Here is a 13,822-nt window from a genome sequence, read left to right on the forward strand (position 1 = left end):
CGATACCGCCACCGCGACCTGCGCGATCTTCCTCATTTCGATCGGGGCGGCGATGTTCCAGCGCCTGATGGGGATGAGCCAGCTGCCCACCGCCTTCGCCAACAACGTGCTGTCGCTGAGCGACAACCTCTACGTCATCATCTTCTTCATCGCGCTGATGTATCTGGTGCTGGGCATGTTCCTGGAATCCATCGGGATCATGCTGCTGACGCTGCCGGTGCTGATGCCGCTGCTGAACCATTTCGATGTGAACATGATCTGGTTCTGCATCCTGACGGTCAAGCTGCTGGAAATCGGGATGGTGACGCCGCCCCTGGGCCTGAACGTCTTTGTTGTGAAAAGCGCCCTGGGGAAAGAGGTCAATCTGGTGACGATCTTCCGGGGCGTAAGCTGGTTCGTCGTGACCGACCTGCTGGTGCTGACCCTGCTTGTCGCCTTTCCCGTCCTCAGCCTCTACCTGCCCGACCTCATCGGCTGAGGGGCGTCCCGCCCCCAACATTCACCAACGGAGGAGACCCATGACCTACAGAAGAACCCTGTTCGCCGCCGCGGCCGCCCTTGGCGCCATTGCCGGCGCCCCGGCCGCGCAGGCCGACACCTTCAGCTATGCGATGAACCTGAACCCGACCGAACCGATGCCGGCCAACGCCTATATCCCCTGGGCGGAATCGGTGAAGAACCGCACCAACGGCGATGTCACCATCGAGTTCTATTTCTCGGGCGCATTGCTGCCGAACGCGGAAAGCCTTGCCGGCACCCGTTCGGGCGTGGCCGATCTGGCCTATCACGCCTTCACCTATACGCCCGCGGAAATGCCGATCTGGAACGTGATCTCGTTCCTGGGCTTCAAGGTGCCCAAGCCCCATGTGGTGGCGATCGCGGCGGCGGAATACGGGCTGCTCGACCCCGAAGGAAACGGCGAGATCGCCAAGGCCGGCGTGGTCTACATGGGCGGCTATACCACGCCCGCCTATCACTTCATCTGCCGCAGCGACAAGATCGCCGGGGCCGAGGACCTCAAGGGCCTGCGGGTGCGCACCCCGGGCGGGCCCTGGTCGGAATTCGCCCGCTCGCTCGGCATGGTCGACGTGAACATCACCTCGGCAGAGATGTACACCGCCTTCGAACGCGGCGCGGTGGATTGCGCCACGGCGGATCCGACCCATATCGTGACCGGCGCGAACCTGTTGCGCGTGGCCAAGGGTTTCAACACCATGCCGATGGGGCCGTTCTTCACCGGCGCGTCGTGGATCTGGAACCCCGATTCCTGGGCGCGGATCAGCGAAGAGAACCGCAAGATCGTGCTGGAGGAATCGGCGCGCTATCTGGCGGTCAACATCACCACCTATGTCGCGGATGGCGAAAAGGCCAAGCAGGCGGGCAAGGACGGCGGCATCACCTTTGTCGAGCCGTCGCCCGATCTTGTCGATGCCTATCAGGCGTTCGTCGCCGACATCGACGATATCGTCGTCGCCAAGGGCAAGGCCGCGGGCGTCGGGAATATCGAGAAGGAAATGGCGGATTTCACCGCGCTGATGGAAAAATGGGACGGCCTGCTGAAGGATGTCGACGTCACCGACGCCGATGTCCTCGGAAAGCTGATCTGGGACAACATCTACAGCAAGGTCGATGTCGCCACCTATGGCATCCGGTAACAGCGCCAGCCCGCGCCGCGCGCCTGCCACGGATCCCGTGGCAGGCGTCTTGTGTGAACCATCCCGCAAGGCGGCCCACGCGGCGCTTGCATCCCGAGGGGACTTGTTCTTCACTCGAAGCGTACACGCGGGATGAGGATTTGCCCGTGCAGTAGCAGTCCTGTGCAAGGTTTGGAGGGAACGTTGCATATCGAGGATCTGGGGGGAGACGGCCGCAGCTTTCGCCCGAACCTCCTTCCGCATTATGAGGCGGCGTTTTGCAGCGTCGGCCGCCCGACCTTCGGGCGCGAGTTGTTCGGCCTTGCCCGCGCGGCGACCGGCTGCGACCAGATCATCATCTTCCACGGCCCGCCCGGCCGCCCGCAAAGCTGCTACATGCGCATGGGCACCCGCATGCCCCCGCTGTGGCGCAACCGGAAATACCTCGACTATTACTGGAAGAACGACCCGCTGAGCGCCTATGAGGCGCACAAGGTCCGCGACGGCCGGTCGATGGTCCTGCTGGATCGCGAACAGATCCCCGATGCCGAATACCGCGACGATTGTTTCGTCGCGGAAAACCTGAAAAGCCGCGCCTCGGTCCTGCATACGCAGGACAGCATAACGACCCGGTTCAACATCTATTTCGAAGGCGACGGCGCCTTCAGCAGCAACACGGTGTCCTTCCTGTCGGAAAGCGCCGATGTGCTTTACATGCTGCTGAAGCGCGACGGCATCGGCGCCGCCGTCCATGCGCCGGGAACCGGACAGGAAGACATGCGCGAAAGGCTGGACCGGCTTGCCCTGGGCCTGACCCGCCGCGAGATTGAGGTCTGCGTCAACATCGCCCGCGGCCTGACATCCGAGGGGATCGCGCTGGAACTGGGCATCAGCATCAACACCGTTCTGACCTACCGCAAACGGGCCTATGCGCGGCTCAGGATATCTTCCCAGAACGAATTGATGCGGTTGCTGGTCGCCTGATCCGGACGGTTTTCCATTTACTGACAATATCTTAGTCGCCGTAGCAGGGGTGAAACCAGTGGCCGGGGCATATTCGGGTTGCGCTCCGGGGCCAGTGCGCTAAAATCCGCGCACTCTCCGATCCCTGAGGCGCGTCCCGGTGTGCCTCGTCTTTCTGCTGTGGAAACGGCGGGATCGCGCATGTCGCATGCGCATCGGGATCAGCAAGTCATCCAGTGTCGGCCTCGGCCGATGTTACCGACCGGGACAAATCGGAGTGTCATGCAGCCGAAACTTTCGGTCGAGAACCTGTATAAAGTCTTTGGAAACGATGCCTCCCGGGCACTGGCCCTTTTGCGGGAAGGCAAGGGCAAACGGGAAATCCTCGAGGCGACGGGCGCCACCGTCGGGGTGCAGGATGTCAGCTTTCAGGTGGACGAGGGCGAGATCTTCGTCGTCATGGGGCTGTCGGGTTCGGGGAAATCCACGCTGGTGCGCATGCTGAACGGGCTGATCCCGCCCACCGCGGGGCGCGTGCTGATCGACGGCGAGGATGTCGCCGCCGCGGATACGGCCCGCCTGCGCGGCATCCGGCGCGAAAAGATCGCGATGGTGTTCCAGCATTTCGCGCTGTTCCCGCACTGGACCATCGCCGAAAACGTCGCCTACGGGCTGAAGGTGCGCGGCATGCCGGAATCCGCGCGGCGCGAACGCGCGCTGGCCGTGCTGGGGCAGGTCGGGCTGGAACCCTGGGCCGACAGCATGCCGTCGGACCTGTCGGGGGGCATGCAGCAGCGCGTGGGCCTTGCCCGCGGCCTTGCGGCGGACCCCGACATCCTGCTGATGGATGAACCCTTCGGCGCGCTCGACCCGCTGATCCGCCGCGACATGCAGGCCGAACTGCTCGACCTGCAAAAGACGCTGCGCAAGACCATCGTCTTCATCACCCACGACCTGAACGAGGCGATCCTTCTGGGCAACCGGATCGCGATCATGAAGGACGGCTGCGTCGTCCAGATCGGCACCGCGCAGGAAATCGTGACCGCGCCCGCCGACGATTACGTCGCGGCCTTCGTCGCCGATATCGACCGGGGCCGGGTGTTCACCGCCGACGACGTGTCGTCGGAACCGATCACCATCCAGCTGCGCGACACGCCGGTGCGCGAGGCGCTGCGCCTGATGGAAAAACACGGCAGCCAGGCGCTTTACGTCATGGACGGCAAGCGCGTGGCGGGGGTCGTCACCTACCGCGATCTTGCGGCCTGCGAGATGGACGCATCCACCCCGAGCCCGACGATCCGCAGCACGCTGATCACCGATTACCCCACCGCCTCGACCGACACGCAGCTGAGCGCGCTTTACGGGCCCGCCGGCAGCGGCCTGCCCATCGCCGTGACCGACGACAACGACCGGCTGGTCGCCGTGGTCGAACCGAACGCCGTGCTGTCCCACCTGTCGGGCGAGGCAGAGACCGACAGCCCCGATGGCCAGAGCGCCGAACAGAAGGAGGGCGCCGATGTTCAGCCCCGCTGACCTTGCCACGCTTCCCTTCGACGACTGGGTGAACGCCTTCGTCCGGGGATGGCTGGTGCCGAACTTCCGCCCCACCTTCCGCGCCGCGCAGGTGCCGGTTTCCGCCGTTCTGGCCGGGCTCGACTGGTTCTTCCGCTGGATGCCGATGCTGGTGACGACGGCGGCCTTCGCGCTGGTGGCGTGGCGGACGGCGGGCCGGGCGACCGCGATCATCACGGTCCTCGGTTTCGCCTTCATCGACATGATCGGGTTGTGGAACCACACCATGACCACCTTGGCGATGATCGTCACCTCGGTCCTGTTCTGCACGGTGATCGGCATTCCCGCCGGCATCCTCGCGGCGCGGTCGGACCGGGCGTGGCGGGTGATCCGCCCGGTGCTGGACATCATGCAGACGATCCCCTCGTTCGTCTATCTGGTGCCGATCGTCATGCTGTTCGGCGTCGGCATGGCGCCCGGCATCATCGCCACCATCATCTTCGCCCTGCCGCCCATCGTGCGGCTGACGAACCTCGGCATCCGCAATGTCCGCGCCGACCTGATCGAGGCGGCAGAGGCCTTCGGTTCGACCCCGTGGCAGATGCTGTGGGATCTGCAACTGCCGCTGGCGATGCGCACCATCATGGCGGGGCTGAACCAGACGCTGATGCTGGCGCTGTCGATGGTGGTGATCGCGGCGCTGATCGGGGCCGGGGGGCTGGGGCTGGTGGTGAACACCGGGCTCGGGCGGCTGGACGTGGGCGGTGCGACCGCCGGCGGCGTCGCCATCGTCATCCTCGCCATCGTCCTCGACCGGATCACGCAAGGCATCGCCGATGGCGCGGGTCTGCGCGGCCTGTCGCTGCGGCAGGCGGTGATGAACCTTCTTCGCCTGCGGGGCACCGCCCCCGGGGCAGAGGCCCAGAAGGCAGGCTGAACCTGCCCGTTTCGCATGGCGGGCGGGGTGCGCCCCGCGCGTCCATCTGGAAACACGAGAAGAAAAGGAGACCCGGATGCGTTCCCGTCTCAAGCTTACCCTGTCCGCAATCGGCGCGCTCGGCCTTCTGGGGGCGGCGCCCGCCCTGGCCCAGGACCGCCCCGGCGAGGGCGCGACGATCACCATGGCGCAACCCACCTGGGATACCGGCTGGTTCCAGACGGAAATCTACCGCCAGATGTTCCAGGAACTCGGCTACACCACGCCCGAGGTGATGACCCTCGACAACCCGCCCTTCTATACGGCGGTGGCCAGCGGCGACGTGACCCTGTGGGTGGACGGCTGGTTCCCGCTGCACGACACCTACCGCCCGATGTTCGAACAGGGGGCCGAAATCATCGGCGCCGTCGCCCCGGGCGGCGCGATGGAGGGCTATCTGGTCGACAAGGCCACGGCCGACCGGCTGAACATCACCTCGGTCGAGGATTTCAAGCGCGACGAGGTCAAGCAGGCTTTCGACCGCGACGGCGACGGCAAGGCCGATCTGGTGGCCTGCCCGCCCGGCTGGGGGTGCGAGCTGAACATCGAGCATCACCTCGACGCCTACGGCCTGCGCGATCACGTCAACCCGATCAAGGCGAGCTACGCCGCCGCGATGGGCGACGCGGTCGCGGCCTATGGCAACGGCGAGTCGATCTTCTTCTATACCTGGACGCCGAACTGGACGGTCAACGAACTGGTCCCCGGCGAGGATGTGGTCTGGATCGAGGTGCCCGAGGTCGACCTGCCCGGCGACCTGATGAAGCTGGCCGATGCCGCCACGCTGACCGGCGTCACGGGCTGCGTGAACGACCCCTGCCGCCTCGGCTTTCCCGGCAGCGACATCGTGCCGGTGGCCAACAGCGCGTTCCTGAAGGAACACCCTGACGTCCGCGCGCTGCTGGAAGCGGCAGAGATCCCGGTGGCCGACATCTATGCCCAGAACGCCGCGATGAACGCCGGCGACACCGACATCACGGCCCAGGCCGCCGCCTGGATCGCCGCGAACCGGGCCAAGGTCGACGGCTGGCTGGACGCGGCCCGTACCGCCGCGCAGTAACACACCCCGCCGCCGTGCCCCGGGCCGGGGGGCGGCGGCGGATGGCCGAGGCTTCGCGCTTTGCACGATCCTGCCTCGTCGCGTCGCCATCGGGTGTCGGCGGCTGTTCAGGTGCGGCGACGACCGGCCCCCGCGGTGTCGGCATGACAGACGATCACCGAAAGCGGCGCCGCTGCTGCACCCCCCGTCGCGCGGACCCATCTCGAAACCGCCGTTTCGATGCCGGCACCGGGAAACCGGGGGCCGGCATTTTCAAACGCTGATGTGGGGGAAAGGGTGAGAGGCTGGACAGCGACCCAGACGGGGCTCGTTGCGGCTGCTTCCTTCCGGACCTGACCGGGTTGGCGAGGCGCCTGCCCGCGCCAACCTCTCGCGGGCAGAGATAGGCGCAGCGGGGGCGGAATGCAAGCGGCGTCAGAACCGCAGCCGCAGGCGCAGGAAGCCCTGTGCAGTGGGGCCGACCGGCGTCACCCCGGCGGGGGTGGGCAGGCGGGCGGCGGCGGGGCCGGTGTCGAACAGCGCCGAGGTGCCGGGCAGGGGGGCGAAGCGCCAGACCGGCGCGGCGGGGGGTGCGAAGGGGCCGGTGGCGGCAAGATGCGCCGCGATCACCTCGCGGATGGTGGCCTGCCCCACATCCAGCCCCGTCCCGGCGCCGGTGCCGGGAAAGCCGCCGCCCCCCGCCGCGCGGTAGCTGTTCGTCGCCAGCACGAAGCGCGCCGCGGGGTCCACCGGGCGGCCGCGGTGGTGCAGGTCGCGGATGCGGCCCGGTTCCCCGGGGTCCGAGGCGCGGCGGAACGGGCGGGTCAGGTCGATGGTGTAGCGCAGCCCCTCGATCAGGTCGAAATGATAGCCGGGCGTGTCGGGGTCGATCAGCGGCTGATCCTGCCGCCCGGGCACCAGCCGGCGGAAGATGCCCGAGGCATGTTCGAGCCACGCCCGCAGCTGCGCCCCGGTCAGCACCACCGCCGCGATCCGGTTGGGATAGGGGGATATGTCCGCCAGATCGCGCAGCGTGATCGCGCCCGCGGGCACGTCGGTGTAATGGTCCTGCCCGCCATGCCCGCCGGATTTGAAGGGCGCGGCGGCGGCCAGCACCGGCAGGCCGCCGAACGGGCCCCCGGCCAGCGCGCGCGCGACATGCGCGGCCTGCGCCTGTGCAATCAGGCGCACCGCGGCGCTATCGTGGGTCAGCGCGAAATGGCTGTGCAGCGCCGCGCGGCTGTGGCCCACGACTTGCGACAGCCGGGCACGGGTGGCGGCGTGATCGGCCGCCGCCGCGGCCAGCACGTCCTCTGCCGGTTCGGCGCCGAGCGCGGCGGGCGACAGCGCCCGGCCGTGCCCCGCCGCCACCTGCCAGCCGCCCGCGCCCCGCCGCAGTTCAAGCTCGATCACGCCGACATGGCTGCCGCTGTGGCCCGGCATCACCGCGGGCGTGCCGCGCAGCCGCCCGCCCGCCACGTCCACGCCCGGAATGCCCGCGAAGGCGGGATCGGGAAAGACCAGATGGCTGTGCCCGGCGATCACGGCGTCGATCCCCGCGACCCCGGCCAGGTCGAGCGTCACGTTTTCCGTGCCCGCCCCCGCGCCCGCCGCACCGATCCCGGAATGGCTGAGCGCCACGACCAGATCCGCCCCCGCCGCGCGCAGCGCCGCCACCTGCCGGCGCGCCGCCGTCAGGATGTCGCTGGTGGCGAAACGGCCGGCCAGATGCGTGCGGTCCCACATCGTCACCTGCGGCGGCAGAAAGCCGGTGACGCCGATCCGCAGCCGGTGGACCGCCCCGGCCGCGTCCCGCATCTGCCGGTCGAGCAGCAGATGGGGCGGCGCCAGCGGCGGTTCGTCCCCGATCGGATGGAGGTTCGCCGACACCAGCGGAAAGGCCGCCCCCGCAAGGGCTGCGCGCAGGAACGGCAGGCCATAGTTGAATTCGTGATTGCCGAGCGTTCCGGCGTCGTAGCCGAGAAGGTTCATCGCCGCGACCATCGGATGCGGCGCGGCGGGCGTGGGGGGGCGCAGTTCGGCCAGGTAATCGCCGAGCGGCGTGCCTTGCAGGAAATCGCCGTTGTCGAACAGCAGGCAGTTCGCCGCCTCGGCCCGCAGCGCGCGGATCAGATGCGCGGCCTGCGCAAGACCCATCCCGGGCAGGGGCCGGTCGCGGTAATAGTCGTGCGGGGGGATCTGCACATGCAGATCGCTGGTGGCAAGGATCCTCAACCGGATCACCGGCGCGGCCGGACGGGGCGGGCGGGGTGGGGGCAAGGTTGCTCCTGCGATTGGCGGGCGGTGGCGGTTCCGGCGGCTGGTCCTGCCCAGGGTGGTGCGAATCTAGAGCCGCGCCGGGGGGATGGCCAGAATGCCCGGACATGCAAAGGTTGTGGCGCCTCCCTTCCTGCGCATCTGTTGCAGCGGCGCGACGGTTGCGTTTGCGTTGCGGCGGCAGGCATGGCAAACCCGTGGCAAGACCCGGGCCGGACCCGGGCAAGGGGCAGGCGCCGGGAGGGCAGGGTCGGAATGGACGGGCTGGTGATGACGTTCGGCGGCGGCGGGCTGGACCGCGCGTCGGGGATTCGCATGGATGCGCCGCGCATGGGCGCGCTCTTGACGGGGGGCAAGGCGCAGATCCTGCCGATGTGGCGCGGCAAGCCGCTGATCGCGGACGAGGGGCGCAACCGGCTGGGCCTCGTGCCCCATGGCCATCCGGTGCTGGCAGAGATGCGGGGGGCGCCGGTGTTCCTGGGCTTTCTGCCCGACAGCGGCGCGCCGGTCTTTGCCGCCGACATGACCGGGTGGGAACCCACCGGGGTCGACGCCGCCGCGACGGCGGCCTTCTTCGACCCTTCGGAACAGCACCACCCGGCGCTGCCGATGGACCACCGCTTTGCCGAACTGCGCGGCGTGATGGCGCGGCTCACGCCGGTGGAGGCGGAAATCGCCGCCACCGCGCGCGGGATCCTCACCTGGCATGAAACGCATGGCCATTGCGCCCGCTGCGGCGCCGGGACGGAACCCGAGGCCGCCGGCTGGCAACGCCGCTGCACCGCCTGCGGGGCGCATCATTTCCCGCGCACCGACCCGGTGGTGATCATGCTGATCACGCGCGGGAACGAGGTGCTTCTGGGCCGTTCGCACGGCTGGCCCGAGGGGATGTATTCCTGCCTCGCCGGTTTCGTCGAGCCCGGCGAGACGATCGAGGCCGCCGTCCGCCGCGAGGTCGAGGAGGAAACCGGCGTGCGCGTGGGCGCGGTACGGTATCTGGCCAGCCAGCCCTGGCCCTTTCCGGCCTCGCTGATGTTCGGCTGCGCGGGCGAGGCCGAGACGGCCGAGATCCGGGTGGACCCGAACGAACTGGAAAGCGCGCAATGGGTCACGCGCGAGGACATGGTGGCGGTGATGGCCGGCATCCACCCCGGGATCCGCGCGCCGCGGCAGGGGGCCATCGCGCATTACCTGCTGGCGATGTGGCTGGCCGGGCAAACGGACTGAGGGAGCGGCGGATGAAGCTGACGACGCGCGAGGATATCGAGGCCCCGATCGCAGAGGTCTATGCCGCCCTGTCGGACCATGATGCGTTTGAACACGCCGCTCTGCGCCGCGGGGCCGAGGTGGCGCGCACCGCCGATGGCGCGGCGGCGGAATGGGATCTGGCGTTCCGCTTCCGCGGCAAGCGGCGGCGGCTGTCGCTGCGCCAGACCGAGGCGCGCGCGCCCGACCGGCTGGCCTTCGCCGTCGCCGGCCAGCAGTTCGAGGGCGACGTGGAGGTCGATCTGGTCGAGATGTCGCGGCGCCGCACCCGGATCATCGTCAACGCCGAGGTGCGCGCCCTGACGCTGCCGGCGCGGGTGATGCTGCAATCGGCGCGGCTGGCGCAGGGCAAGATCACCCGCCGCTTCCAGACCCGGGTGGCAGAGATCGCCGGCGCGGTCGAAACCCGCCTGCGCGGCGCGCGGGTCTGAGGGTGCGGGGGCTTGCCCCGGCGGCGCTTGGGCGCAGCGGGTGGTGCGGGAGCCTCCGGCGGGGATATTTGGGACCAGCCTGAAGGGGCGGGGTGCGCCCGGCATGGTGAGCGCGCCGGTGTATAGGCGGGGGCCCGTTCAGCCCCGCGCGCTGCGGTCGGCGGGGTAGACGCCGAGGATGTCGAAGGAGCTGGTGAAATAGGCCAGTTCCTCGAAGGCGCGGGCGACGTTCGCGTCCTCGGGGTGTCCCTCGATATCGGCCAGGAACTGCGTCGCGGTGAAGGACCCGCCGACCATGTAGCTTTCCAGCTTGGTCATGTTGATCCCGTTCGTCGCAAAGCCCCCGAGCGCCTTGTAGAGCGCGGCGGGGATGTTGCGCACCTCGAAGGTGAACGAGGTCATCATCGTGCCCGGGCCGCGGCGGGAAAGGTCGCGGTCGCGCGACATCACGAGGAAGCGGGTGGTGTTGTTGGCCTGGTCCTCGATCTCGCGCGCCAGCACGTCGAGACCGTAGATCTCGCCCGCCAGTTCCGAGGCCAGCGCCGCCTCTGCCGGGTCGCCCAGTTCCGCGACCTCGCGCGCGCCGGCGGCGTTGTCGTGGGCGTTCATCGTAGCCAGCCCGTGGCGGCGGATGAAGCCGCGGCATTGCCCGTGCAGGATCGACATGCAGCGCACCCGGCGCACCTGGTCGAGCCGCGTCCCCGGCACCGCCAGCAGCGCGATATGCACCCGCACGAAAGCCTCGTCGACGATATAGAGCCCGGAATGGGGCAAAAGCGTGTGGACATCCGCCACCCGGCCATAGGTCGAATTCTCGACCGCCAGCATGCCCAGATCGACCTCGCCGCGGCGGGTGAGGTCCACCACATCCTCGAAGGTGGGGCAGGGAACGGCCTCCATCCCCGGGCGGGCCTGCCGGCAGGCTTGGTGCGAGTAGGCGCCAGGTTCACCCTGGAAGGCGATGCGGCCGCGCATGAAGGGGGCTCCGTCAGGGACAATCGCCCGGTTTGCGCGGGCAAGCGCGCTAGTACACCTTGAAACCGCATAGGGGAAGCGGGTAGATAGCCGACGAACGGGACGGCAGGGTTAGGACGCGACATGTTCGACACGATGACTTCCACCAAGATCCTGGGCGCAGTCTGTGGCTCGCTTCTGGTCTTCCTTCTCGGCAGCTGGGCGGCCTCGGCGCTGTATGCCACCGGGGGCGGGCATGGCGATCATGCCGAACAGGCCTATGTGATCGACACCGGCGCCAGCGAGGATGCGGGCGGCGCGGAAGAAGAGGTCGATTTCGACGCGCTGCTGGCCGCCGCCGACCCGTCCAAGGGCGAACGGCTGTTCCGCCAGTGCGCCGCCTGCCATTCGGTCGAGCCGGGCAAGAACAGCACCGGGCCGTCGCTGGCCGGGATCGTCGGACGCGACAAGGGTGCTGCGCCGGGCTTCAACTATTCCGGCGCGATGGCCGCCGCCGAAGGCGCGTGGATTCCCGCCGACATCGACCATTTCATCGCCAACCCCAAGGGCTTCGTCCCCGGCACCACGATGAGCTATGCCGGCATGAAGAAACCCGCCGACCGCGCCGACCTGATCGCCTATCTGCAAGGCATCGGCGGCTGACCGGCCGCCCCGCCGCAGGGCCAGGGTTCCGGGCCGCCCCCTCGGGGCGGCCTTTTCCATGCCGGATTTCCGTTGCATGGCCGGTATTTCACACAATCGCAACTTGCGGCCCCGCAGGCCGCGCCGCTACGATGCCCCGGCCCGGCAGGGGGGCAGGCGGGACGGCGGCGGCAGGGGAGAATCGCGGATGACGGCTTGGCGGCGGGTTGTGGTGGGGGCGGGTCTGGCCGGGGCGCTGGCGCTGTCGCTGGCCCAGGGCGCGGCGGCGCAGGATGCCGCGGCGCAACCGGCGGGGGATATGATCCGTTCGCATGGCTATTCCTACTACGGCGATCTGAAATACCCGGCGGATTTCGCGCATTTCGACTATGTGAACCCCGATGCCCCCAAGGGGGGCGAGATCGCGCTTGCCGCCTCGGGCACGTTCGATTCCATGAATCCTTACAGCGTCAAGGGCCGCGCCGGGGCCTATTCCTGGATGGCCTACGAAAGCCTTCTGGGGGAAGAGCCCTCGACCGGCGGGTCCGCCCCTGCCGATGTCTATGGCGAGATGTACGGGCTGCTGGCCGAACGGCTGGAATATCCGGCCGACAAAAGCTGGGTGATCTTCTACATGCGGCCCGAGGCGCGGTTTTCCGACGGCACGCCGGTGACGGCGCATGACGTGGTGTTTTCGCACAACCTGCTGCTGGAACAGGGGCTCGCCTCCTATGCCGATGCGGTCAAACGCCGCATCCTGAGCGCCGAGGCGCTGGACGACCACACCGTCAGGTTCACCTTCGCCGAAGGCATTTCCCGCCGCAGCCTGATCGACCAGGTGGGCAGCGTGCCGGTCTGGCCGAAGGCGTGGTTCGACAAGACCGGCGCGCGGCTGGACGAGCCGCGGATGGATGCGGCGCCGGGATCCGGCCCCTATGTGCTGGAAAGCTATGACGTCAACCGCCGTATCGTCTATCGCCGCAACCCCGATTACTGGGGCAAGGATCTGCCCATCAACCGCGGGCGGCACAATTTCGACCGTATCCGCATCGAATATTTCGGCGACGAGGCGGCGGGGTTCGAGGCGTTCAAGGCCGGGGAATACACGTTCCGGGCCGAATCCAACTCGCGCCAATGGGCCACGGGATACGATTTCCCCGCCTTCCAGCGCGGCTGGGTGGTGCGCGAGGAACTCCCGAACGGCACGCCGCCCGATCCCACCGGCTTCGTCTTCAACCTGACGCGGCCGCAGTTCCAAGACCGCCGCGTGCGCGAGGCGATATCGCTGGCCTATAACTTCGAATGGACCAACGCGCAGCTTCAGTACGGGCTGTTCAAGCAGCGCCATTCCTTCACCCAGGGCAGCCCGCTGGAGGCGAAGGGAACCCCCGAGGGGGCGGAACTGGCGCTGTTGCAATCGCTTGGCGATCTGGTGCCGCCGGAAATGCTGGCCGACCCCGTGGTGATGGCCCATGAGTCGAGCGAAAGGAGCCTCGACGACCGCCGCAACCGCCGCCGGGCGGGCGAGTTGCTGGATGCCGCGGGCTGGCCCGTGGGCAAGGACGGGATGCGCCGCAATGCGGCGGGCGAAACCTTCCGGCTGGAAATCCCGATCAATTCCGCCGGGTCGTCGACGCTGGAATCCGTCGTGGAAACCTTCGTGCAGAACCTGCGCCGCTTCGGCCTCGACGCGCGGTTCGTCAAGATCGACCCGTCGCAATACACGCTGCGCGAACGCAACCGCGATTTCGACATGATCTACAGTGGCTACCGCGCCTTCCTCGATACCGGCACGGGGCTGCACCAGACCTACGGCTCGCGCGATGCGCTGGTCAGCACCTTCAATCCCGCGGCGCTGCAAAGCCCGCTGGTGGACCGGCTGATCGACATTTCGCTGGACAGCAAGACCCCCGAGGAACGCGACACCGCCCTGCGCGCGCTGGACCGCGCGCTGCGGTGGGAACGGTTCATCGTGCCGGTCTGGTACAATGACACCACCTGGGTGGCCTATTGGGACATGTTCGCCCATCCCGGGAATCTGCCGCCCTATTCGGTAGGGGTGCTGGATTTCTGGTGGCACGACGCCGACAAGGCCGCCCGGCTGAGGGCCGAAGGCGCGCTGAGGTAA

At 68.3% G+C, this 13,822-nt stretch carries 12 protein-coding genes and 1 other RNA gene; 10 read left to right on the forward strand and 3 right to left on the reverse strand.

All coding sequences use genetic code 11. The annotated features are described in order from the left end of the window. The 6 genes from RGD00_RS06340 to proX all read left to right on the forward strand — a co-directional run. The coding region (locus tag RGD00_RS06340; RefSeq protein WP_310456462.1) for a TRAP transporter large permease subunit at positions 1-478 on the forward strand (478 nt) is incomplete at its 5' end. Positions 479-518: 40 nt separating this feature from the next. Then, positions 519-1,655 carry a C4-dicarboxylate TRAP transporter substrate-binding protein gene (locus RGD00_RS06345; protein ID WP_310456463.1) on the forward strand — a complete coding sequence of 379 codons (1,137 nt, stop codon included), beginning with the start codon at positions 519-521 and terminating at the stop codon, positions 1,653-1,655. A 171-nt stretch (positions 1,656-1,826) separates the two neighbouring features. Continuing rightward, positions 1,827-2,618, forward strand: a complete 792-nt coding sequence (locus RGD00_RS06350; RefSeq protein WP_310456464.1) for a helix-turn-helix transcriptional regulator — start codon at positions 1,827-1,829, stop codon at positions 2,616-2,618. A 261-nt stretch (positions 2,619-2,879) separates the two neighbouring features. Continuing rightward, positions 2,880-4,130, forward strand: a complete 1,251-nt coding sequence (locus RGD00_RS06355) for a quaternary amine ABC transporter ATP-binding protein (protein ID WP_310456465.1) — start codon at positions 2,880-2,882, stop codon at positions 4,128-4,130. Next, positions 4,114-5,046 (forward strand): ABC transporter permease, encoded by a 933-nt coding sequence (locus tag RGD00_RS06360; protein WP_310456466.1) that lies wholly within the window; start codon positions 4,114-4,116, stop codon positions 5,044-5,046. The genes RGD00_RS06355 and RGD00_RS06360 overlap by 17 nt, the downstream gene beginning before the upstream one ends. Positions 5,047-5,122: 76 nt before the next feature. Next, positions 5,123-6,145 carry a glycine betaine/L-proline ABC transporter substrate-binding protein ProX gene (proX, locus tag RGD00_RS06365; RefSeq protein WP_310456467.1) on the forward strand — a complete coding sequence of 341 codons (1,023 nt, stop codon included), beginning with the start codon at positions 5,123-5,125 and terminating at the stop codon, positions 6,143-6,145. A 275-nt stretch (positions 6,146-6,420) separates the two neighbouring features. Here the strand turns inward: proX and ffs are convergent. Both ffs and RGD00_RS06375 read right to left on the reverse strand, forming a co-directional pair. Then, positions 6,421-6,517, reverse strand: an RNA gene (gene ffs, locus RGD00_RS06370) — signal recognition particle sRNA small type. Between the two features lie 42 nt (positions 6,518-6,559). Next, positions 6,560-8,404 (reverse strand): bifunctional 2',3'-cyclic-nucleotide 2'-phosphodiesterase/3'-nucleotidase, encoded by a 1,845-nt coding sequence (locus tag RGD00_RS06375; protein WP_310456468.1) that lies wholly within the window; start codon positions 8,402-8,404, stop codon positions 6,560-6,562. A 252-nt stretch (positions 8,405-8,656) separates the two neighbouring features. Here RGD00_RS06375 and nudC point away from each other — a divergent pair, with 252 nt between their 5' ends. Beyond that, positions 8,657-9,628, forward strand: coding sequence for an NAD(+) diphosphatase (nudC, locus tag RGD00_RS06380; protein ID WP_310456469.1), 972 nt, complete (start codon positions 8,657-8,659; stop codon positions 9,626-9,628). Positions 9,629-9,639: 11 nt separating this feature from the next. Further along, positions 9,640-10,098 carry an SRPBCC family protein gene (locus RGD00_RS06385; protein WP_310456470.1) on the forward strand — a complete coding sequence of 153 codons (459 nt, stop codon included), beginning with the start codon at positions 9,640-9,642 and terminating at the stop codon, positions 10,096-10,098. Between the two features lie 138 nt (positions 10,099-10,236). Here RGD00_RS06385 and RGD00_RS06390 read toward each other — a convergent pair whose 3' ends face one another. Further along, on the reverse strand, positions 10,237-11,073 hold the full coding sequence (locus RGD00_RS06390; protein ID WP_310456471.1) for a prephenate dehydratase: 837 nt from the start codon (positions 11,071-11,073) through the stop codon (positions 10,237-10,239). 123 nt (positions 11,074-11,196) lie between these two features. On the opposite strand from RGD00_RS06390, the gene RGD00_RS06395 reads away from it, so the two are divergent. Continuing rightward, positions 11,197-11,715, forward strand: coding sequence for a c-type cytochrome (locus RGD00_RS06395; protein ID WP_310456472.1), 519 nt, complete (start codon positions 11,197-11,199; stop codon positions 11,713-11,715). Between the two features lie 187 nt (positions 11,716-11,902). After that, entirely contained in the window at positions 11,903-13,822 is a 1,920-nt protein-coding gene (locus RGD00_RS06400) for an extracellular solute-binding protein (RefSeq protein WP_310456473.1), read from the forward strand.

It is taken from the genome of Ruixingdingia sedimenti (assembly GCF_031432425.1).
In the GTDB taxonomy this organism is placed as follows: domain Bacteria; phylum Pseudomonadota; class Alphaproteobacteria; order Rhodobacterales; family Rhodobacteraceae; genus Ruixingdingia; species Ruixingdingia sedimenti.

Excerpts from the sequence above, each read along its gene's own strand:
- proX (WP_310456467.1), top strand. The coding sequence starts at position 5,123 with ATGCGTTCCCGTCTCAAGCTTACCCTGTCCGCAATCGGCGCGCTCGGC.
- RGD00_RS06395 (WP_310456472.1), top strand. The coding sequence starts at position 11,197 with ATGTTCGACACGATGACTTCCACCAAGATCCTGGGCGCAGTCTGTGGC.
- RGD00_RS06385 (WP_310456470.1), top strand. The coding sequence starts at position 9,640 with ATGAAGCTGACGACGCGCGAGGATATCGAGGCCCCGATCGCAGAGGTC.
- RGD00_RS06400 (WP_310456473.1), top strand. The coding sequence starts at position 11,903 with ATGACGGCTTGGCGGCGGGTTGTGGTGGGGGCGGGTCTGGCCGGGGCG.
- nudC (WP_310456469.1), top strand. The coding sequence starts at position 8,657 with ATGGACGGGCTGGTGATGACGTTCGGCGGCGGCGGGCTGGACCGCGCG.
- RGD00_RS06345 (WP_310456463.1), top strand. The coding sequence starts at position 519 with ATGACCTACAGAAGAACCCTGTTCGCCGCCGCGGCCGCCCTTGGCGCC.
- RGD00_RS06360 (WP_310456466.1), top strand. The coding sequence starts at position 4,114 with ATGTTCAGCCCCGCTGACCTTGCCACGCTTCCCTTCGACGACTGGGTG.
- RGD00_RS06390 (WP_310456471.1), bottom strand. The coding sequence starts at position 11,073 with ATGCGCGGCCGCATCGCCTTCCAGGGTGAACCTGGCGCCTACTCGCAC.
- RGD00_RS06355 (WP_310456465.1), top strand. The coding sequence starts at position 2,880 with ATGCAGCCGAAACTTTCGGTCGAGAACCTGTATAAAGTCTTTGGAAAC.